This window comes from Salinicoccus sp. HZC-1 (genome assembly GCF_046736035.1).
In the GTDB taxonomy this organism is placed as follows: domain Bacteria; phylum Bacillota; class Bacilli; order Staphylococcales; family Salinicoccaceae; genus Salinicoccus.
This window is the reverse complement of the sequence record NZ_CP177130.1, coordinates 2,422,318-2,444,932: the sequence shown is the minus strand read 5'-3', so window position 1 is coordinate 2,444,932 and position 22,615 is coordinate 2,422,318. Positions and strand designations below refer to the sequence as shown.

Sequence of the window (22,615 nt, the reverse complement as noted above, 5' to 3'; positions counted from 1 at the left end):
AGTCATCTGATGACTGGATGACAATATTTATCACTTACAGAGCAAGGGGGCCGCTTCATGTTGATATTTTTAAGTCTTTTGCCGATTCTTGCGATTTTCTTCTTTCTGGTCATTCTCAGATGGTCGGCTAAAAAAGGGATGTTCTACAGTTTTATCATTACGATTCTAATCGCATTTTTCGGATGGCAGATGGGACTGGTTGAAATTACCGCCGCATCTTTCAAAGGTGTGCTGACTGCACTGGAAGTGGGTGTCATTGTCTTCGGGGCAGTGCTGCTCCTCAATGTCTTAAAGGAAAGTGGTGCGGTGGACACGATCAGAGCGTCATTCACCAGTATTTCTCCTGACAGAAGAGTGCAGGCAATCATCGTCGCATGGCTGTTCGGTACATTTCTGGAAGGCGCCGCAGGATGGGGAGCGCCGGCGACGGTAGTGGGGCCATTACTGATTGCATTGGGATTCCCGGCACTCGCCGCTGTCATGATTGCCCTGATGCTGCAGTCGACACCGGTTTCATACGGTGCAGTCGGAACACCGATACTTGTCGGTGTCAATACGAGCCTTGAGAACAAGCCGGTTGTAAATTCGTTCCTGGATGCAGAAGGTATGGAACTGTCGACGCTTGTATTCAACATCGGGGGACAGGTGTCGATCTTCCATGCGATGATCGGTTTGTTCATACCACTGTTCATGTCGGCGATGCTGACAAAATTCTTCGGTAAAAACCGGAGTTTCCTGGAAGGCCTTAAAGTATGGCCGTTTGCGTTATTTGCGGGTCTGGCTTTTGTCATTCCATATTCCCTTACCGCAAACTTCCTGGGACCGGAATTCCCGTCCCTCATCGGTGGGCTGGTCGGGCTTGTGATCGTTGTACCGCTTGCTAAAAAAGGATTCCTGATGCCCAAAGAGACATTCGTATTTGAACCGCGTTCGAAATGGGATGCTTCCTGGATCAGTGAAATGTCGGGCAAGCCCAGAGCGCCAAAGGAAATCTCAATGTTCAAGGCATGGCTGCCGTATGTACTCGTTGCAGTGCTGCTGGTGATAACAAGAATTGAAGCCCTCGGAATAAAAGCGCTGCTTTCAAGCTGGGTCGTTTCATTCGATAATATTCTTGGTACAGGCATAGAACACAGTCTGACACCGCTCATGATTCCAGGGACTGTCTTTATCATTGTTGCTGTTTTAACAGGATGGATACATAAGCTGGATATGAGGGGGATGGGGGATGCTTTTCAGGTTTCATGGAAAACCATCCTCTCGGCAATGGCTGCTTTGATTGTATCCGTTCCCCTCGTCCAGGTATTCATCAATTCCGGTATCAACGATGCCGGCTATGACTCGATGCCGCTGGTTCTGGCTCAGGGCGCAGCGTTCCTGTTTGGTGACAGCTGGCCGCTGATATCACCGACCATCGGTGCTCTTGGAGCCTTTGCAGCGGGAAGTAATACAGTGAGTAATATGATGTTCGGACTATTCCAATTCGGTGTGGCCGAGCAGATTAATGTGAATCCTCTCGTAATTGTTTCGCTTCAGGCAGTCGGCGGCGCAGCAGGCAACATGATATGTGTGCATAACGTCGTTGCAGCAAGTGCTGCTGTAGGAATGGTCGGTAAAGAGGGGACGATCATTACAAGGCTGCTTATACCGACGGCGTTTTACATCGTGTTTGCAGGTGCGATTGGATTTGCATGGGTGAACGGCATCGGATTCAATATCGGATTTATCCTTGTAATCGCTATTCTGGCACTGATCCTGATATTCATCTTACGTTCTTATAAGCGGACAGCAGCAAATTTGGAGAGATAATATATGAAGGCGGGTCTATACAATACATGTTTCGCTGATATTTTTGGTAAAGCAGACGGTATCCCGACTTTAGAGATAATTGTATATCTATACTGTGGTATTTCACAGAAAATACAAATCATCCACTATTTATATAAAGAAAAAACTTAATTTTAATTGGAAAGGTGGCCATAAAATGGACAGTACAAAACCAAAAAAAGTCATCATGATTGGTGCCGGTATTATGAGTAGTACTTTTGGTTCGTTTTTAAAAAATATAGAGCCCGATTGGAATATCAAGCTGTTTGAAAGGCTGGACCAGCCAGGGATAGAAAGCTCAAATGAAAAAAACAATGCCGGAACAGGCCATGCTGCATTGTGTGAGCTGAACTATACAGTTGAGCAGAAAGATGGGTCTATAGACATTGAAAAGGCAAAAGAAATAAATGAACAATTTGAGGTTTCCAAGCAATTATGGTCTTATTTAGTAAAAAATAAAGAAATACAAAATCCTCAGGAATTTATTCGTCCATTACCGCATATAAGTTTTGTGCAGGGTGGGGATAATGTGAATTTCTTAAGAAAACGATATGAATTGCTATCCCCATTACCGATGTTTGAAGGGATGGAGTATTCAGAGGACCTTAGTGAACTGGAAAAATGGATACCTTTAATGACAGAAGGGCGTACATCGGATGAATCCGTTGCTGCGAGTAAAATAGACTCGGGAACTGATGTGAATTTCGGCGAACTCACTAGAAAACTAATGAAAAATATCAGTGAACATGATAACGCAGAAGTTCATTATAATCACGAGGTGCTCGATTTCGAAAAAAGAAAAGACAATAAATGGGGAGTCAAGGTCCGCAATCTTGAAAATGATCAGGTGGAATACCATGTAGCAGATTATATCTTTATCGGTGCCGGAGGCAATGCAATTCCGCTGTTGCAGAAAACAAAAATCCCTGAAAGCAGACATCTTGGCGGTTTCCCGATAAGCGGTGCATTTTTAGTCTGTAACAATCCTGAAGTAGTAGACCGGCATAATGCCAAAGTTTATGGGAAAGAACCGCCAAACACACCGCCTATGACTGTGCCGCATTTAGACAGACGCTATATTCAAGGGGATAAGAGTTTATTATTCGGTCCTTTTGCGGCCATAGGTCCCAAGTTCCTGAAAAATGGTTCTAATTTAGACCTTTTCAGATCCATCAATCCGAGTAACGTATTAACAATGTTATCTTCCGGCATTAAGAATCTTCCGCTGGTTAAATATTCTATTCAGCAGGTCATGATGGATAAGGAGGACCGGATGAAGGAACTGCGCAAATTTGTTCCTGAGGCAAAAGACGAAGATTGGGATCTGCTTGTAGCCGGGAAACGCGTGCAGGTCATCAAAGATACCGAAGAGTACGGGAAAGGATTTATACAATTTGGAACAGAGGTTGTTCATTCCAAAGATAATTCTGTTATGGCCTTATTGGGAGAATCCCCGGGCGCTTCCACGTCTGTATCTGTTGCACTGGAAGTCATTGAAAAAAACTTCCCGCAATATAAAGAAAAATGGGAGCCTAAAATAAAGGAAATGATACCTTCATACGGACACTCTCTAATAGAGGACAGTGCACTATTAAAAGAAATCCGAAAAGAGACTTCCCAAGGACTTGATTTAGAATAGGGTTTTGAAGCATTCGTTATTCTCATTTACACATACATTGCCAAGTAACTCCGCCGATATAGAAATGAAGATCATCGTCGGTGTTCACGGGCCTATTGCAGCGACATATTTCGCTGCGGGAGATAATTAGCCAGAAAAACATTGAGTGCATTTTGAAATGCATTCAATGTTTTTTTATGAATGATTATAAAGAGGAGTCCTGATCATATATTCATTTGTCGCTTTTACGATATAATGAGCATAGGAAAAATGATGATCTGATATTTGAAAATATCGATTCGGGGAGGTGAGGACAGTCAATAAGAAAAAGTTAGGAAAACAAAGAGGATTAAGCCGATGGATTGTGGTGATATCCGCCGTAATCCTCTTTCTGTCTGTTTTATTTTTCCTGCCCGAGTCTGTATCCTGGCCGGCCAGAAGTACAATCGCTACGATGCTTTTTGGATTGATATTCTGGACATTTACGCCGGTTCCCATCAGTCTGACTGCTGTCATTGTCCTTGTTCTCCTAATGGTGTTAAAACCGGTGGAGATTGAAGTGGTATTAAGCGGGTTCTCATCCCCGGCAGTTTTTCTGATTATTGGCGGAATGATGATCGCCACCGGCGTTAACGATACTCTGCTGATTAAGAGAATGACATATGGACTCATGTCACTGTTGGGAAAATCGGCTAAAGGCATTTATACGGGTCTTATTATACTGATGCAGGTCCAGGCCTTCTTTATTCCGGCCACTGCCGTCCGTTCTTCATTGATGATGCCGGTTATTGCGAATATAATCGAAGAGACCAGAGCGGATAAAAATTCGAACTTCAATAAATTGATGTATATCGGTACAGCTTTTGGCATAAGCATCAGTGGAACTGCTGTGCTCACCGCAGCAATCGGCAATATTCTTGCCGTCGAGATCCTCAGGCTGTATGTCGGCATTTCCATTTCTTATCTGCAGTGGTTTATATATGCTGCGCCGATATGGATTTTATTGACGATAGTAATCATGTATATCGTTTGGAAATGTTATCCGCCGGAGGCCCAATCGTTCGACAGTCTGCACAAGGAAATGAAGCGGAAACACAGTGAACTCGGGAAATTGACGGTCGATGAAAAGAAATGTCTGGCGATACTGGTTTTCACAATCATCATCTGGCTGACGGAATCATGGCATGGCTATCATCCTACCTTTGGGGCTTTGTTTGCTGCAGTGCTCATGGCATTGCCGAGGATTGGATTCACAGAGTGGAGAAAGATGTTGGAAATAAACTTCAGCATGGTACTTCTTATCGGTGCAACACTCTCCCTCGGCTATTCATTGATTGAATCCGGAGCGATTGATCTGCTGGAAGTGCTGGTATCCCCTCAAATCGTCGTCGATATTTTCAGCAATCCATGGCTGGCGATTCCGATAGTCATCATTCTATCGCAGTTATATCATCTGGGCGTGACGAACGTATCGACGGCAGTGATCACCCTGATGCCTGTGCTGATCGGCCTGGCTACACAATCGGGCCTTGATCCGGTAGTGATTGTTTTCGCTTCGGCAATATCCATGCTGCTCGGATTTCTGCTCGTTGTGGAAACGATGCCGAATGTTGTTGTGCACAGTACGGGACGGGTCACGCAAAAAGATTTTCTATGGCCGGGCCTGCTGTCGACTGCAGCCAGCATCGTGATCATGACGGCAGTAGCGTATACTTATTGGAGATGGATCGGTTTTTGGCCGTAGAATAATAAATAAAATGAATTTGGAGGATACATATGAAAAAGATAAAACTCGCTGTTATACCCGGAGACGGAATTGGTACTGAAGTCGTCCCCGCTTCTCTGAAAGTATTGGACACCATTGCGGATGTCCATGGGGGACTGAAGTTCGAATATGAACATTTTGATTACGGCTGCGACTATTATCTCCAGCACGGGGAGATGATGGCGGCGGACGGCATGGAAAGACTCGGCCAATCGGACAGTGTGTTTCTGGGCGCTGTCGGCGATGCTTCCAAAGTGCCGGATCATATTTCGCTTTGGGGACTGCTTCTGAAAATCAGAAAAGAATTCCAGCTCGAGATTAATGTCAGGCCGGCAAAAGTCTTTGGCGGCATAAAATCTCCGCTTGCGAATCCGAAAGATTTCGATATCATTGTTGTTCGCGAAAACAGTGAAGGGGAATACAGTTCCGTCGGCGGCAGAATGTACCAGGGTGATGATGAGATTGCCATTCAAAATAACGTGTTCTCCAAACGTGCTACGAAACAGGCGATGGAGCATGCCTTTGAAATGGCAAAGTCCAGAAGCGGGCATGTGACGAGTGCAACGAAATCCAACGGGATTTTCCACTCCATGCCGTTCTGGGATGAAGTCTTCAAGGAAACGGCCTCAGATCACAGTGGAATAGAAACCATGTCCCAGCACATCGATGCACTGGCTGCATCATTCGTTACACACCCGGAACGCTATGATGTAGTGGTGGCGAGCAATTTATTCGGGGATATTTTAACAGACGTTGGTGCGGCAATTATGGGAAGCATCGGTATTGCACCCTCGGCGAACCTGAACTTGAACGGCAGACACCCGTCAATGTTCGAGCCCGTACACGGTTCGGCACCGGATATCGTAGGGAAAGGCATTGCCAACCCGATCGGACAGATCTGGACGGCGAAAATGCTGCTCGATCACCACGGTGAGGAAGAGATGGGTACACTGCTGCTTGATGCGATGGAGCGTACGACGGCAGACGGATTCCTGACGCCTGACGTTGGCGGCAGCCATACGATGGATGAAGTGACAGAACAGATTATTGGAAGATTGAAGAAATAGAATAGAAATGCATCCGGGGCTCCGTGTGAAGAAGAAGACCTGTCATTTTCATGGCAGGTCTTCAATTTGAATGGGACCATTCAGTCACTATTCCTTTTTGTTGAATTGTCTTTCCAGATGAAAAGACAATATCACCATAAGTATGATGTATATTATTAGAATTGTAATCTGACTGGCCATTCCTTCGATTGAATTGAAAACCAATAACCGATGAAATAACTGACGAACACTAATAGCATGATCAATAATCTATACAGTACAATCTCCTCCAGATGCCCATCAATCCGCATCAACGCATATTTATACTTGTGTCTCGTTCAAATTAAGATCTCTTCTCATAAAATATCTTTTGTTCCATCCTCCGTTTAAAAATTATGTATCAGAATCCTATATCCTTTCTCTGGATGCAGGAAACATGATTCATTTCTTTTAATAAAAAGCATAAAATGAAAAAGTGCCCGCATTTATTCATAATTATTAAATTATTCAAAATGTATTGGGTTATAATAAATGGAAAAGAGGAGGAAGGAAAATGGATGGAAAAGAAAAATTGTTAAGTATCATTAAAGATTGGCGTCTTCATTTAATCGTTCTCGTTACAGTGCTGATAACGGAATATATCGGCCAGGTCTCAATCAATATCGGCCCCGGAGCGATTCTTTTGCTGCCGATGCTCTATGCACTGTTTATCGGCCTTGGTTTATATTTCACACCTTTGGTCTCGGAGAAACGATCGGTAAATGCCGAGCCGTTAATCGTGATCGGCGTGGGTGTCCTGATTGCCAAGATAGGAGTTGTCATCGGTCCCCAGATCCAGGATCTTTTAGCTGTCGGACCGGCGCTTCTGCTGCAGGAGCTGGGTAACCTCGGCACGATAATCATTGCACTGCCTGTAGCCATATGGCTTGGGATGAAAAGGGAAAGTGTGGGAATGACGCATTCCATAGGCAGGGAGCCCAATGTCGGGCTGATCGTCGACCGCTATGGTTTTGACTCGCCTGAAGGACGGGGTGTAATGACGATGTACATATTCGGTACTGTATTCGGTGCGGTGTTCCTCGGATTGATTGCCGGAATACTGGCGACTGCGACACCGCTGCATCCGCTGTCTTTCGCTTTGGCATCCGGTGTGGGCAGTGGCAGTATGATGGCGGCGGGAAGCGGTACTTTGATCGCGGCATATCCTGAGATGGAAGAACAGATCATTGCGCTCGCCGGAGCGAGCAATCTGCTGTCGCTGGCAACCGGACTTTATGTCAGTTTATTCATCGGATTGCCGCTTGCAAATAAAATATATGCAGTTATGACTAAGGATAAACAGTAGGGAGGTACAGTCATGAAAAAAATTATTGAATGGACGATCATATTGCTGATATTCGGCGGAATCACCCTGGTCGGCAATATGGTGGGATATCAAATATATTCTCCCGGAGCCGTACCGGGAATGCTCATATTAATCGCAATCGCACTGCTGGGGATGATCATGGAGGAGTATATACCGGTGAATATCCCGGCAGTCGGCTATATCGCACTTATCGGCATCATCGTATCTGTACCGTGGTTTCCCGGATCGGGAGCCATCGTCGAATGGACAAGCCAGATAGAACTACTCGCCATCACGACGCCGATATTGGCCTATGCAGGCATATCGATAGGGCGGAACTGGGCGGACTTCACGAAAATGGGCTGGAGAGCTGTAGTCGTAGCGACCCTGGTGTTCATCGGGACGTTTCTCGGCTCTGCGCTCATTGCCGAAGTGATATTGAGAACCCAGGGCATCATTTAAAATAATATTAATAACGTAAAAATGCATTTTGTAACCTTTGCTGAGCCTCTGGTCACAAAATGCATTTTCTATTTGTGTGCTGTTTATAATTCAACAGGATCCGGAGCATTTCCGCCGTCATTCATGATTCTTGCGTTTTCAATGTCGATGCGGATTGCCTGCATATCATCTTCGCCTTTCAGCTTTTTGTAAAGCTGTCCCGCTTTGGCCAATACTTCATCAATATCTGGTGTGACATCTTCCGGCAGACTTGCTTTACCCTGTATCTCTACATAGCGTTCGCCCATTCCGTCACGTTCTTCGTAACCGAGGAGTATATGCGCGTGGGGGTTCTCTTCAAGGTCTTCCACTTTATAAGTGCCTTTTCTGGTATAGGTATAAAGCGTGAGTCCGTCATTATAAAAATACATATATCGGCTCATCGGCTTATTATCACGGATTGTTGCCATGGTGCCGATATTATTTCCATCAAGAATTTTTCTGATTTCCTCTTTGAAGTCTTCTCTGTCCATAAGAAATTCCTCCTGTAAAATTCAATCTCCTTTCTTAATACCCGATTGAAAAATGGCTAACCATCCAGATCCGGAAGACAGTCAGTCAGTGTAGGGCTGATACATCGGCATGAATTCCTGCCTCAGCTGATTGAACCACTGGTTCACGAATGGTTTTTCGTTATTTTTCAGGATGCTGACATACATCGGGTGTTTTATATTTAAATGTACCAGGCTGTACACGGTGAAATTCGGATAATTATATGTCAGCTGTTTTGCTTCATCATTCGTGACGATGGCGACGTATCCGTGATGGATGAGCAGATGCTGGATGATGGAAAGGTCTTTATAGTTATGGATTGTACTGTTTTTAAACAGACCCGCCATCTCTATGGCAGGCTCGAACGTTGCGAGCGGCATATCCTCCAATTCGCTGAGTGATGCCTGCATGGGCAGATTGACCCGGTTTTTCTGCCGGAATACATAATAGTAGTTCTGCTCGAATAATAAAATGCTTTTCAGCTGGTCGTCATTCAGTTTTTCAGGGGATATCACCAGGTCCAAAGATGCATCCAATAATTTTTCTTCGAGCGTATCCTCATCTTCTGAATGGATGGTGAATGTGATGGATTCGTCCTGTTTTATAAAGTGGTTGAAAGACTGCAGCACTTTGGTCGTCATATCCGAGCGGGTGATATGGATATTAAATGTATGTTCTTTTAAATTCTGCACATTTGTGATCTTCTCTTTGGATTTATCGATGGATTCCAATATTTGTACGGCATCTTCATAAAATGATTTTCCGGCATCGGTCAGTTTGATGTTCCTGCCTTCTCTTCTGAACAGTTCTGTCCCCAGATCATTTTCCAAAAGACCGATCTGTCTGGATAAAGCGGACTGGGCGACATTAAGCACCATCGCAGCTTCTGTCATGTGTTCCTGTCTGGCGGTTTCCACAAAATATTTCAGCTGTTTGATTTCCATGAACTCACGACCAATCTAATTTTGATATCAATATTATATCATTGATATATTGATTGTATAGATGAATATATGGATAATATAGACTTACAGAAATATTCTGAAAAAGAGGTGACTCGAAATGAGTTTATATCAATCAATCAAACAAAAAGGTCTATACGATTCCAAAAATGAGCATGATGCATGTGGTATTGGTTTCTATGCAAATATGGATAATAAACGGTCCCATAAAATTGTAGTGAAATCCCTTGAAATGCTGGAAAGACTGGATCACCGCGGCGGTGTGGGGTCTGATGGAGTGACGGGGGACGGCGCCGGCATCATGACGGAAATTCCCCATGACCTTTTAAAAGACGAGTTCTCCGGCCTTCCTGATTTTGGAGAGTATTCCGTCGGTATGTATTTGATTGATGCCGAGGCCTCTCTGAAAACATTTAAGAGCATCGTTGAAGAAACAGTGAATGAAGAAGGCGGGAGGCTGATCGCATTTCGTGATGTACCGATCAATGTGGACGCCATCGCCTCACATGTGCGTGAAACGATGCCGCAGTTTGTCCAGGTGATTACAGATGTGAGCGAGCCGCTGGATCTTTATTATATGAGGAAAATGATAGAGCAGAAACTTGAAGCCGGGCATGTTGAACATTATGTCGCCTCATTTTCCAATGAAACCATCGTCTACAAGGGGTGGCTGCGTGCCGGCCAGATCAAGATGTTCTATGTGGATTTGAAGGACGAACGCTATGTTACTAAATTCGGGTCGGTCCACTCCAGGTTCAGCACGAATACTTTCCCGAGCTGGGCGCGGGCGCATCCGAACAGACTGCTGATGCATAATGGTGAAATCAACACGATCAAAGGGAATGCCAACTGGATGAAGGCGCGTACGAAGCAGTGGCTGGTCGATACTTTCGGTGAGAGGGGCAGGAAGATCGAAAGTATCATTGATGAAGACGGCAGTGACTCTGCGATGGTCGATAATGTGATGGAATTCATGAGTCTGGTGATGACACCGGAACAGGCGGCGATGATCATGATTCCCGAACCTTGGAAGTATCAGTCCTATGATAACCCGGCCATCAAGGACTTCTATGAATTTTACAGCTATTTGATGGAACCATGGGATGGCCCGACGATGATCAGCTTCTGTGACAATCATAAACTGGGGGCACTGACCGACAGGAACGGACTCAGACCGGGGCGCTACTATGTCACCGAGGATAATGAAATCATCTATTCCTCGGAAGTCGGCGTCGTGGATATAGAGGAAAATGAAATCATGTACAAGGGGCAGCTGAGCCCGGGTAAACTGCTGCTGGTTGATTTTGATTCATCCAGAATTATCGAGAATGATGAATTGAAGCACGGTATTGCATCAAGCAGGCCGTACAGCGAGTGGATGGACCAGAAACGCAGCGAATCCGTCGATATGCCGGCTTTAAAAAGAAATCAGATCGATAAGGATACACTGCATGCGGTGCTCGTCCGTTTCGGCTATACGAAGGAGGACATCCAGAAGTATATGCAGCCGCTGACGACGCAGGTGAAGGACCCGATCGGAGCGATGGGCTTCGACCAGCCGCTTGCATTCCTGTCCGACCGTCCGAAGCTGTTGTTCGATTACTTTAAGCAGCATTTCGCACAGGTGACCAACCCGCCTCTGGATTCGTACAGAGAGAAGATCGTGACGAGTGAGATCGTCTATCTCGGCGGGGAAGGGCATCTGATCACTCCGGATATCAGAGCCGTGAAGCGGGTCCAGCTGGAACGTCCGGTCATCGACCAGCGTACTTTGGAACGTGCGGATGTCGAGGGGCTCGGTGTTGCCGGGATCGACATCACTTATGAAGGTTCGCTCGGGGATGCGATCGACCGGGTGACGAAGGAAGCGGTGGAGAAAGCACAGACAAATGGTGTGCTGGTGCTTACCGATGAAAAAGTGCTTGAAGACGAATCGGTATATGTCATGCCTTCGCTGCTCGTGACGAGTGCGGTGCATCAGGCGCTGATCGACAGCGAATGCAGGACATTGACGAGCATCATCATTAAAACGGCCGAGGTAAGGGAAGTGCACCACGTTGCGACGCTGATCGGATTCGGAGCGAATGCTGTGCTGCCTTATATTGCACAGGAGACGCTGGTTGCTGTTTCCGAAGGCGATACGACAGTCATCACTGCTTATAATAAGGCACTCACCGAAGGCCTGATCAAAGTCATGGCGAAGATGGGTATCGCAACGGTCCAGAGTTACCACGGCGCCCAGGTATTTGAAGCGGTCGGCCTTGGCAAATCGGTAATGGAGAACTATTTCGGCAATGCGACATCGAAAATCGGCGGACAGTCCATTGAGGATATCGATTTTAATAATAAAAAAATGCAAGATGTCAGACTGGAGTACCTGGAGCCGGGCAGCAAGTTCCAATGGCGGCAGCAGGGCGACCATCACGTCATCAATCCGAATTCCATCCGCCTGCTTCAGCAGGCCTGCCGTACGAATGACCAGGAAGCATATGATGAATACAGGGAATACATGCATGAGAGCCATCATTCGAGCATCAGGCACCTGCTCAAATTCAAAGAGGGAAGATCCATTCCGCTTGACCAGGTGGAACCTAAAGAGGCGATCGTCAAACGCTTTAAAACAGGGGCGATGAGTTTCGGTTCACTCTCACAGGAAGCCCATGAAACACTCGCTGAGGCAATGAACATGATCGGCGGCAGAAGCAACAGCGGCGAAGGCGGCGAGAATCCCGAGCGTTTCGAAGTCAAAGCAGACGGCAGAAATCATAACAGTGCCATCAAACAGGTGGCATCCGGCCGCTTCGGGGTCAACAGCCAGTACTTGAACAGCGCAAAGGAAATCCAAATCAAAGTGGCCCAGGGCGCGAAACCCGGGGAAGGCGGACAGCTGCCGGGACAGAAAGTATATCCATGGGTGGCTGAAATCAGAAATTCCACACCGGGGGTCGGGCTGATATCACCGCCGCCGCATCATGATATTTACAGCATCGAAGATCTGGCACAGCTGATACATGACTTGAAAAATGCGAATAAAGACGCGGCTATCTCAGTGAAGCTGGTTGCCAAGGATGGCGTCGGTACGATCGCGGCAGGCGTTGCGAAAGCCTATGCGGATAAAATCGTCATCAGCGGATTTGACGGCGGCACGGGGGCCTCGCCGCTGACGAGCATCCAGCATGCGGGGCTGCCGTGGGAGCTTGGCCTGACTGAAGCGCATCAGACATTGCAGTTGAACGGTTTAAGATCCAGGGTGACGCTTGAAACCGACGGCAAGCTTATGACGGGCCGTGACGTGGCGATGGCCTGTGCACTGGGTGCCGAAGAGTTCGCATTCGCGACGGCACCGCTTGTAGTGCTCGGATGTATCATGATGCGCGTCTGCCATAAAGATACATGTCCTGTAGGGATCGCGACACAGAATGGCGATCTCAGGAAACTGTACACGGGCAAGGCGGAACACGTAGTCAACTTCATGCACTTCATCGCTGAAGACATAAGGGAAATCCTTGCCGAGCTCGGGCTCAGATCCATGGACGAACTGGTCGGTGCCGTTGAACATCTCGAAGTGGATACGTCCAAGACGGCAGAACATCAGATGAGCGAGCTTGATCTGGCACCGCTTCTGACCCGCATCAATGGGGACAGAAGGAAAACGAAGGGGCAGGAGCATCCGTTCGAATGGTCTCTGGATGATCTGACGATGCTGCCGGATTTCAAGGAAAAAGTGGAACTGGGGGAAAAACAGGAATCCGCCTATCATGTTGAAAACAGGAACCGGAACATCGGTACGAGACTGGGCAGTCTGATTACAAATACGCATGGTATGGATAAGCTGGAACACGATTATTATAAAGTGAATACATTCGGCCACGGCGGTCAGAGCTACGGTGCCTTTATACCGCAGGGGTTGACGCTTCATCACACCGGAGACTTGAATGACTATGTCGGTAAAGGTATTTCAGGCGGCCGCATCGTGGTCCAGGCGCCTAACGTGAACCGCAGCCATGAAATCATCGCGGGAAATGTCTGCCTGTACGGCGCGGTTAATGGCCAGGTATTCATCAACGGCATGGCCGGTGAACGTTTCTGTGTAAGAAACAGCGGTGCTGAAGTTGTGGTTGAAGGCATCGGGGACCATGGACTTGAGTACATGACTGGTGGGAGAGTTGTCATTTTAGGGGATATTGGTAAAAACTTTGCTGCAGGGATGAGCGGCGGTATCGCGTATATCGTCAATGAAAAATCCATCGCAGAAAACAAAGTGAACATGAACGGTGAAATGATTGAAGTCGGATATGTTACAGATGCAGAAGAGCTTGGAAAAGTGAAGCATCTACTGTATGGACAAGCGTATTTCACCGACAGTGATAAAGCACGGACGGCGCTCGATAAGATCGAGGCGGGAGAACTGGAGGTCATCAAGGTGATTCCGACTGAATACAGAAAAATGCAGCAAAGGATCCGTTATGGCATCAGTGCAAAGCAATCCAGAAAAGAAGCGGAACTGAATGCATTCAACAACGAAGTGACCACCTCCGAAACTGAACTTGAGAAGATGAATATCTATTAGAAAGGAGCACTGCCATATGGGAGAATTCAAAGGGTTTTTAAAGTATGAAAGAAAGAAACAGGGCGAAGAAGATCTGAAATCCAGGATTGAAAACTACGATGCCTTTCAGCACCGCTTCTGTAATGATGATGCACAGGAACAAGGCGCGCGCTGTATGGATTGCGGCACACCGTTTTGCCAGACTGGGGTCGGTGTCGGCAAAGAGACGGTCGGCTGCCCGATCGGCAACTATATCCCGGAATGGAACGACCTGGTCCATAAGGGCGACTTCAGGGAAGCTTATCAACGCCTTGCAGAAACGAATAACTTCCCGGAGTTTACGGGCAGTGTCTGTCCGGCACCATGTGAATCTTCATGTGTGCTGTCCATCAACAGCGAGCCGGTGGCGATCAAAGGCATCGAACGAACAATCATCGATGAAGCCTATAAGCAGGACTGGGTGAAGCCGAGAAAGCCGAATCATCGTCTGGGTACACGTATCGCCATCATCGGCAGCGGTCCGGCAGGGCTTACTGCAGCGGATGAGATGAACTCATGGGGGCATGATGTGGACGTCTATGAACGGGACACTAAGCCGGGCGGACTGCTGAGATACGGTATTCCAAACATGAAGCTGGATAAAGCGGTCGTAGAACGCAGGATCGAAGTCATGGAAGAAGCGGGCGTTCATTTCATCTGTGATGTGGACGTTGGTAAAGATGTCACTTATGAGGATCTCGACGCGCAGTACGATGCTGTCATCGTTGCTGTCGGTGCAAGAAAACAGAGGGATTTAAAACTTGAAGGCCGCCAAAGCCGTGATATCCAGTTTGCGATGGATTATTTAACGGAGCAGACGAAATATCAATTTGATGAAATCGACGAACCGGCAATCACCGCAGAAGGCAAGCATGTCATTGTAATCGGCGGGGGAGACACAGGTGCGGATTGTGTGGCGATGGCACTTCGGGAAGACTGCAAATCAGTATTCCAGTTCAACAAATATGACCGTCTGCCGGATGAGATTGAAGGCAATCCGTTCTGGCCGCTTGAAAAGAAGACGTTCAAATTGGACTATGCCCATGCCGAGTACCAGGAGAAGTTCGGTCTTGAACCAAGAACCTATGGGGTACAGACGATGGGATATGACGTGGATTTCGTCGGCGATCTAAAAGGACTCAATACCCAGGTGCTGGGTCAGCACTCACTATCCAATATGACGCTGGAAGATCAGGAAAGATACTTCAAAGCGGATCTGGTACTGCTCTCCATCGGATTTGAAGGCGTTGAAAGTGCACTTCCCAAAGCATTCAATCTTCATATGAACAACAATAAAATCGCCGCAGATGAAGACAATTATAAAACAAACAGAAAGAAAGTATTTGCGGCAGGGGATGCAAGACGCGGCCAGAGCCTGGTAGTCTGGGCGATCAAGGAAGGACGCGGCGTTGCCAAAGCGGCGCACAAGTTTGCGGTGCAGAACAAAATGTTCCATAAAACATCCTGATATATATTTGAACCCGGGGCATGATTCAATGCCCCGGGTTCAATGTTTTATCAAGAATGGCAGCGAAAAAAATTCTGCATGATATTCTTTTACATATGATATGATTCTTTTATAGTTTGAAATACTATATTTTGATAGTTTAAGGAATGGTTGAATGGCAAAAGAACGTCTTTGGACAAAAGATTTTATCATAGTATTCATATTCAATTTTTTCATCATGCTCGCAATGTTCCTGCTCATGGTGACGATCAGTGGATATGCCGTGGATGAGTTCGGGATTTCCACCAGCACCGCAGGGCTGGTTGCCGGTATTTTCATTGTAGGGTCACTGCTCGGCAGGATACTTACCGGCCATCAACTGAGTCTGATCGGTGCGAAGAAAATCATGTATATCGGAACGGTCATGTTTATCATTACATATGGATTGTACTTTTTCGCGGATAACCTGACACTGCTGCTCATTGTAAGGTTCTTCAACGGCCTTTCCAATGGAGTTGCGACGACCGCAGTCGGGACCCTTGCGGCACTTGCACTGCCGAAGAGCAGAAGGGGCGAAGGAATCAGCTATTTCAGCCTGAGCTTTGTCATCGCCACGGCACTGGGACCGTTTATGGCATTTTATCTGCTGCAGTACATAGAATATCAGATGCTCTTCCTGATCGTATTCCTGCTTGTGCTGATCGCGAGTGTATTCACGGTCTTTGTTAAGACGGATAATACGACAGTCGATCTGACGAAGGAACCGAAGCCGAAGTTCGAGTGGATCGATAAAAAAGCAATGCCAATCGGAATTGTCGTCCTCCTGATATGTATGGCATATTCAACAGTGTTGTCATTCATCGCTCTGTTCGCCGAAGAAAATGATCTTCTTGCGGCCTCATCCTACTTCTTCCTGGTATACGCAATCGTCATTCTGATCACACGGCCGGTTACCGGAAGGATCATGGACCAGAGGGGTGCCAATGTCGTCATGTATCCGTCGCTGATTGTACTGGCCGTCGGTTATCTGGTGCTCGGACAGACGAACTCAGGGTTCATGCTGCTGCTGGCGGGGGTGCTGATCGGCTTTGGGTATGGCAACTTCCAGTCCATATCCCAGGCACTGTGCATCAAAATCGCGGATGCCAAAAACGTGGGACTGGCAACATCCACATATTTCATCGCATTGGACTTCGGGCTCGGAGTAGGTTCATATGTGCTCGGAGGCCTCGTGCCGTCGCTTGGCTACGGCGGTCTTTACAGTTCAATGATCATACTGGTCGCACTCGGGTTTCTGGTCTATTACCTGGTTTACGGAAGATACGAATCGAAAAGTGCATAAGAAAAGCTCCCGATATTCGGGAGCTTTTCTTATTACCAGCCGATTTCTTCAAGCGGCAGGAATGCAGGGATGAGGGAGCCTTCATGTTCTTCCAGGATAAATTGCTTCGTATCTTCTTCCTGGAAGAGTTCGGCGATTCTCTGCAGAGTCTCATCGTCTGTATCTTCACTTCTTGACGCAATGATGTTGACGTAGTCCACTGCGGTTTCATCTTCGTGATGAATTGAATCTTCTATCGGATTGAATCCTGCATCTCTTGCGATACCGTTGTTGATGACGCCGGCGTCCACGTCACCAAGCGCTCTCGGAATCTGCGCCGGTGATGTTGCGACAAGCTCCAGATCTTTAGGGTTTTCGACAACTGCTTCAGAGATTGAACCGAGACCATCGTAGTTCTCGACAAGGGTCAGCAGTCCCGCAGCCTCCAGCAACATCAATGCACGGCCCTGGTTGGACACATCATTTGGTAAAGCGATCTTCCCGCCGTCAGGAATCTCTTCGGGATTTCCGAGTGAATCGGAGTATAATCCCATCGGTGCAAGATATGTAGTGGCAATCGGTGCCAGGTCTAAATCACGCTCTTCGATAAATTCATCGAAATAGGCCACAGTCTGGAATGAATTGATATCGAGTTCACCATCTGCCAGGGCTGTATTTGGCTGTACGTAGTCGTTAAACGAAATGATTTCAATATTGATGCCTTCCTCAGCTGCTTTTTCAGCAACGAAATCCCAAGTGGAAGTGTCTGTACCACTGATTCCGACCTTGACAGTTTCTTCGCCGCCCCCGCAGGCAGCAAGAATAGCTGATACCGCTAAAATAATTGTTATTAAAAATGATTTTTTCATAAATATCTTCTCCTTTTTTATCTTCTTCCGACAACGCGTGACAGGAAGTTGCCGAGTGATTGTAATCCTTGTACCATGACGATGAGTATGATGACCGTGATAGCCATTGTTACTGTATCGAACCGCTGATAACCGTATGTAATGGCCAAGTCACCGACACCGCCGCCACCGACAGTGCCCGCCATTGCGGATGCACCGATCAGACCGATTGTCGCAATCGTGAAGTTAACTACGAGTGAGCTGAGCGCTTCGGGCAATAAAAATCTGTAAATCGTCTGAAGCGGTGTAGCTCCCATGGCATCCGCGGCTTCAAGGACTCCTTCATCCACCTCCAGCAGGGAACTCTCTACGAGCCGTGCAATATAAGGTGCCGCGAATACAATCATTGGTACGATGGCCGCTGCTGTTCCGATAGAAGTGCCGACGACTATTCGTGTAAATGGAATGATAGCCACAAGTAAAATGATGAATGGAACGGATCTGAATGTATTAATGATGATGTTTAAAATACTGAAAATCACTTTGTTTTCAAGAATCTGTCCTTTTCTCGTTACAAACAATGCAATCCCGAGAGGAAGGCCGAGTAATATGGAGAATAGGAAGGACACAGTCACCATCTGAACCGTTTCAATAACAGCGCTTAAGATTTGATCCTGATTAACCAGCATTTGAATTCACCTCGCTGTAAACAATTTGGTTGTCTTCCAGGTAAGACAGGGCTTTAAGGATCTCACTTTTATTCCCCTGGAATTTCACAATCAAGTTGCCGAATGGAACACCTTGCAGCTCTGTGATATTTCCGAATAATACGTTGACATCCAAATCAAATTTCTTTGAAATCTGCGACAGGAACGGTCTGCCGGCCGAATGGTCAACGAAGTTGATGCGGTAGACATCATTACTGGTTACATCGTTTCTGATCATATCAGTAACATACTTTGGAATTTCCGTATGCATGACAGTGTTGACGAAATTTTTACCGGTAGGTGTCTGTGGATCCGAGAAGATTTCAAAAACCGTACCTTCCTCAATCACACTTCCGCCTTCCATCACAGCCACTCTGTTGCATATTTCCCTCACTACCGCCATTTCGTGGGTGATCAGTAAAATAGTGATATTGTACTCTTTATTAATCTTTTTAAGCAAATTCAGTATGGAGGACGTTGTCTGGGGATCCAGTGCAGAAGTTGCTTCGTCGCATAATAAAATTGAAGGCTGGGTCGCTAAGGCGCGTGCAATGCCAACTCTCTGTTTCTGTCCGCCGGACAGCTGATCGGGATAAGCTTTTGCCTTATCATCGAGACCGACAAATTCAAGCAGTTCCATCACGCGTTCCTTGATTTTCGCTTTCGGTGTATTGTCTAAAATCAGGGGCATCGCCACATTGGCATAAATTGTTTTGGAGTTCAGCAGATTGAAGTGCTGGAAAACCATGCCGATTTTCTTCTTGATTTCTCTTATTTCCTTGATGGAAATCTGGGTTAAATCCGAACCGTCAACAATTACATTGCCATGGGTCGGCTGTTCCAGATAATTGACACATCTGATCAGAGTGCTTTTACCCGCGCCGCTGAAACCGACCACACCGTATATTTCTCCCTCTTCAACTTTCATATTGATATCTTTCAAAGCATGCACGGCCCCGTGCTTCCCTTCAAAAGTCTTTTCCAGATCCTTAAATTCGATCATATGAATTTCTCCTTGCCTGCACCCGTATTTAGATATTAAAAAAGTCCTTCTCTTAAAAATAGAGAAGGACTTTTTTAATATCTATAAAATAGTTCTCCTCATCTTTCAAGCTTTTGCTTGCTGGATTTGGCACATTACTCGAATGAGTTGTTGCCGAAGCTTCACAGGGCCAGTCCCTCTGCTTCTCTTGATAAGAATAAATCGTATGTAGTTGTGTAATAAAATGTGGATTTTGAGAATGTAAAGAGAAGTTTAACAGAAAACTAATATTCCGGTCAATGAGTATTTTCAAAAATTTAAGAAATGAGAAAACTTATAAGCCGGATAAAAAACCCCGCACTGTATAAAAGTGCAGGGTTCGAATATGTCTATCCGATTATGCTTCCTGAAGACTCGACTTAGGTTCGCACCATTCTTCCGCCCATTTTTGAAGCTCCTTCATAAACGGTTCGATGGCTTTGCCTTTTTCAGTCAGCTTATATTCTATTCTCACCGGTGTTTCCGGGTAAACTTCGCGTTCAACAATGCCTTCTACTTCAAGTGACTTAAGACGTTCGGAAAGAACACGGCCACTTACACCCATGGAAGATTCGAGGTTACAGAAACGTTTAGGTCCATCAATCAATTGAAAGATGATCAGACCCGTCCATCTCTGGCCTATGACACCCATGGCATTTTCAAATTTTGGACAGATTGAATAATCCATTTAATCACTCCTTGGATAACATTATAACCCCATCAATAATATTTTTACAAATGAATACTATTAATCTCGTTATCCCCCAATCAGTTTATAATTAGAGTGATGTATAAAAAGTTCGAAAAGTATTCAATAATAGTTTTGATTTTAACCATTTTTCAGGGTATAATGAAAGCGTATACAAATGAGGGGCGCAAGCCTGGCATCAAGTGTCATATACAGAAACTTTTTATATATAAAGATGGAAGCGCATTCAACAGAGAATGTGGCTGGCAGCTAAATGGTTTCCAATATAAATAATAGAAGATTTTCAGGGAAGGGGATGAGGAAATGACAGAAATAATTTCCGTTGGAGTTTTTCAAGGGTCTTCAGGGGATTCAGTGTTTTCCGATATCAATGAGCTGGTGATCAAGGTTATGGAAGCGGGCAATATGAAGGTAACCAATGTAGAAGACCGGACAGATTGCGGATACATGAATGACAGCACAGCCGGATTTGACCAGGCGCTGGAACGCGCTATGGAAAACATTGAGGCTTATGAGAGGCATGGTTTTGATTATATAGTGAATACAATCGTCGGGGGCGGCATGGCTCTGAAGGAATATGACAAATTGTTCGTCCCCGGTACAGCCTGGTACGACCGTGCGAAAACATTTACAAATAAAGTCAGGGACATCTCTGTAATCATGGATATGGCCGACTTGGAATTTAAACATGAGGTGGAAAGAACTGCTGTTTATCAGTCCCCATACGAGCTGGAGAATATACAGAAGATATTCGATGAACCGGTAAAGATCATTAAACAGATACCCGGGCTGAACTTTATTGAGAAGCAGCGGGATGAGGTTCAGGAAGTAAAGCCGGATCTCATCATCACTTCCAATTTCGGCTGGCGGAGTCATACAAAACCAGGAATCGATTTAAGTGGAACGAATGATCAGGTTGAAGTGAAACACCTCGTCGAAGTGGTGGCGGAATCATGCGGAATCGCATCAAATCAATAGTAGTGAGGCTGGGGGATTGGGAAATCTTTCAGCCTTTTTTTATATGGAGGGGTTAATACGCGTGCTCAGTAAACAGAGTGATTACGTTTAACACTGTCTTTAATGGATATTAGTATTATATAAGGATTTATTATATAAATCGAAAAGGTGGTCTAAAAATGACTGTTAAAGATGAAGTGTTGGATAATCATCTGGAGCACATAATCAATTTCAGAAGAAGGCTTCACAAAGAACCTGAACTGAGCTTTAAGGAATTCCAGACGACGAATCTTATAGAAAATGGACTCGAAGATACAAATATAAAATTTTACGATTTAAATGAAAAGACAGGTTTAATCGGAGTGCTGGAGAAAGATCCAAGCTATGATTATATCGGGATGAGGGCGGATATGGATGCTCTGCCGATTACAGAAATGACGGATCTCGATTTCAAATCTGAAAATGAAGGCGTGATGCATGCATGCGGCCATGATATCCATACCAGCATCATGTACGGTTTTGCGAAAGTGATCAATGATATGCATGATGAATTAAAATACAATATCGTCTTCATCTTCCAGCCTGCTGAAGAGGTTCTGGGAGGCGCGAAATATATTAAAGAAGAACTTAAACGTCTTGAAATCCCGGTTGATAAGATGATCATGTTCCACACCTGGCCGACTCTGGAAGAAGGTCTGATCGGCTACAGGGAAGAAGATATGATGGCGGGATCGACAGGGTTTAATGTGAAGTTAACGGCAAAAGGCGGTCATGCCGCACATCCTGACACAACGGCAGACCCGATTTATCTTGCGTCAAACATCATTCAGTTCATCCAGGGGATCGCATCAAGGTTTAACGATCCCGCAACACCCGTAGTCATTACAGTCGGGCAGATAGATGCGGGCGAAAAGAACAACGTCATCCCCGGGGAATGTCATTTCGGAGGGACGATCCGCAGTTTCTCCGAGAAATCCATTGATATGGCGAAGGACATGATTGAAGAATATACAAAAGAACTGACTGAAATGTCAGGTGCAGGATATGAGATCGAGTACAGCAAGTACTGCCCGCCTGTAATCAACAATCAGGAACTCGTCGAAGATTTCATAAATTGCGGAGATACTTCGGTATTCCATGAACTTTCAGAGCCGTCCATGGGATCTGAGGACTTTGCTTTCTACATGCAGGACTATGTCGGTGCGGCATTCCGTATCGGTACCAAGATGAAAGATGTTGAAGAAAGCGGCTATTCGCTTCACAGTCCTGAAGTGGTGTTCTCGGAAAAAAGTATAGAAACAGCAATCAATGCGTTGGTCAGCTTCGCGACAGAAAAGAAAAAAGCATAAAGCGGGAATTGTTACTGCCCTCCAAAGTTAGAGTCATAAATCTAACTTTGGGGGGTTTTTCAAGGGTTAAGATTCTTGTAAGTCGCCATGGCCTCCTATATATTGGAATGAG

General features: G+C 45.9%; 17 protein-coding genes, 1 pseudogene and 1 riboswitch. Of the genes and pseudogenes, 12 read left to right on the top strand and 6 right to left on the bottom strand.

Annotated features, from left to right (window positions below; translation table 11 throughout):
* Positions 1 to 57: 57 nt before the first annotated feature.
* The 7 genes and pseudogenes from ACKRAT_RS12700 to ACKRAT_RS12670 all read left to right on the top strand — a co-directional run bounded on the left by ACKRAT_RS12700 (position 58) and on the right by ACKRAT_RS12670 (position 8,063).
* A complete protein-coding gene (locus ACKRAT_RS12700) occupies positions 58 to 1,809 on the top strand; it encodes an L-lactate permease (RefSeq protein ID WP_411842747.1) in 1,752 nt (583 codons plus the stop codon).
* Between the two features lie 175 nt (positions 1,810 to 1,984).
* Positions 1,985 to 3,466, top strand: coding sequence for a malate dehydrogenase (quinone) (gene mqo, locus ACKRAT_RS12695; RefSeq protein ID WP_411842746.1), 1,482 nt, complete (start codon positions 1,985 to 1,987; stop codon positions 3,464 to 3,466).
* A gap of 34 nt (positions 3,467 to 3,500) precedes the next feature.
* Positions 3,501 to 3,596 (top strand): annotated as a pseudogene (locus tag ACKRAT_RS12690) (lactate utilization protein C); the annotation flags it as partial.
* A 156-nt stretch (positions 3,597 to 3,752) separates the two neighbouring features.
* Positions 3,753 to 5,189 carry an SLC13 family permease gene (locus tag ACKRAT_RS12685; RefSeq protein ID WP_411842745.1) on the top strand — a complete coding sequence of 479 codons (1,437 nt, stop codon included), beginning with the start codon at positions 3,753 to 3,755 and terminating at the stop codon, positions 5,187 to 5,189.
* Positions 5,190 to 5,221: 32 nt separating this feature from the next.
* Positions 5,222 to 6,277 (top strand): tartrate dehydrogenase, encoded by a 1,056-nt coding sequence (locus ACKRAT_RS12680; RefSeq protein ID WP_411842744.1) that lies wholly within the window; start codon positions 5,222 to 5,224, stop codon positions 6,275 to 6,277.
* Positions 6,278 to 6,809: 532 nt separating this feature from the next.
* A complete protein-coding gene (locus tag ACKRAT_RS12675) occupies positions 6,810 to 7,601 on the top strand; it encodes a DUF3100 domain-containing protein (RefSeq protein WP_411842743.1) in 792 nt (263 codons plus the stop codon).
* Between the two features lie 12 nt (positions 7,602 to 7,613).
* Positions 7,614 to 8,063, top strand: coding sequence for a hypothetical protein (locus ACKRAT_RS12670; protein ID WP_411842742.1), 450 nt, complete (start codon positions 7,614 to 7,616; stop codon positions 8,061 to 8,063).
* 83 nt (positions 8,064 to 8,146) lie between these two features.
* Here the strand turns inward: ACKRAT_RS12670 and ACKRAT_RS12665 are convergent, their stop codons facing one another.
* Positions 8,147 to 8,575: a pyridoxamine 5'-phosphate oxidase family protein gene (locus tag ACKRAT_RS12665; protein WP_411842741.1), complete on the bottom strand. Its 429-nt coding sequence runs from the start codon at positions 8,573 to 8,575 to the stop codon at positions 8,147 to 8,149.
* 81 nt (positions 8,576 to 8,656) lie between these two features.
* The gene (locus tag ACKRAT_RS12660; protein WP_411842740.1) at positions 8,657 to 9,538 is read right to left on the bottom strand and encodes a LysR family transcriptional regulator; all 882 of its coding nucleotides are present in this window, start codon (positions 9,536 to 9,538) and stop codon (positions 8,657 to 8,659) included.
* Positions 9,539 to 9,656: 118 nt separating this feature from the next.
* On the opposite strand from ACKRAT_RS12660, the gene gltB reads away from it, so the two are divergent.
* The 3 genes from gltB (at position 9,657) to ACKRAT_RS12645 (ending at position 16,933) form a co-directional block, all read left to right on the top strand.
* Entirely contained in the window at positions 9,657 to 14,126 is a 4,470-nt protein-coding gene (gene gltB, locus ACKRAT_RS12655) for a glutamate synthase large subunit (RefSeq protein ID WP_411842739.1), read from the top strand.
* A gap of 16 nt (positions 14,127 to 14,142) precedes the next feature.
* Positions 14,143 to 15,612, top strand: coding sequence for a glutamate synthase subunit beta (locus ACKRAT_RS12650; protein ID WP_411842738.1), 1,470 nt, complete (start codon positions 14,143 to 14,145; stop codon positions 15,610 to 15,612).
* Between the two features lie 154 nt (positions 15,613 to 15,766).
* Positions 15,767 to 16,933: an MFS transporter gene (locus ACKRAT_RS12645; RefSeq protein WP_411842737.1), complete on the top strand. Its 1,167-nt coding sequence runs from the start codon at positions 15,767 to 15,769 to the stop codon at positions 16,931 to 16,933.
* Positions 16,934 to 16,965: 32 nt separating this feature from the next.
* Here the strand turns inward: ACKRAT_RS12645 and ACKRAT_RS12640 are convergent, their stop codons facing one another.
* The 4 genes from ACKRAT_RS12640 to ACKRAT_RS12625 form a co-directional block, all read right to left on the bottom strand.
* Positions 16,966 to 17,781 carry a MetQ/NlpA family ABC transporter substrate-binding protein gene (locus ACKRAT_RS12640; RefSeq protein ID WP_411842736.1) on the bottom strand — a complete coding sequence of 272 codons (816 nt, stop codon included), beginning with the start codon at positions 17,779 to 17,781 and terminating at the stop codon, positions 16,966 to 16,968.
* 17 nt (positions 17,782 to 17,798) lie between these two features.
* Positions 17,799 to 18,449 (bottom strand): methionine ABC transporter permease, encoded by a 651-nt coding sequence (locus ACKRAT_RS12635; protein ID WP_411842735.1) that lies wholly within the window; start codon positions 18,447 to 18,449, stop codon positions 17,799 to 17,801.
* Positions 18,439 to 19,470, bottom strand: coding sequence for a methionine ABC transporter ATP-binding protein (locus ACKRAT_RS12630; RefSeq protein ID WP_411842734.1), 1,032 nt, complete (start codon positions 19,468 to 19,470; stop codon positions 18,439 to 18,441). Before ACKRAT_RS12630 ends, ACKRAT_RS12635 begins: the two co-directional genes overlap by 11 nt.
* A 95-nt stretch (positions 19,471 to 19,565) precedes the next feature.
* A riboswitch (SAM riboswitch) is annotated at positions 19,566 to 19,667 on the bottom strand.
* Positions 19,668 to 19,846: 179 nt separating this feature from the next.
* Positions 19,847 to 20,176, bottom strand: a complete 330-nt coding sequence (locus ACKRAT_RS12625; protein WP_411842733.1) for a winged helix-turn-helix transcriptional regulator — start codon at positions 20,174 to 20,176, stop codon at positions 19,847 to 19,849.
* Positions 20,177 to 20,500: 324 nt separating this feature from the next.
* On the opposite strand from ACKRAT_RS12625, the gene ACKRAT_RS12620 reads away from it, so the two are divergent.
* Positions 20,501 to 21,175 (top strand): hypothetical protein, encoded by a 675-nt coding sequence (locus ACKRAT_RS12620; protein WP_411842732.1) that lies wholly within the window; start codon positions 20,501 to 20,503, stop codon positions 21,173 to 21,175.
* Positions 21,176 to 21,333: 158 nt separating this feature from the next.
* Entirely contained in the window at positions 21,334 to 22,503 is a 1,170-nt protein-coding gene (locus tag ACKRAT_RS12615) for a M20 metallopeptidase family protein (RefSeq protein ID WP_411842731.1), read from the top strand.
* Positions 22,504 to 22,615: the final 112 nt, after the last annotated feature.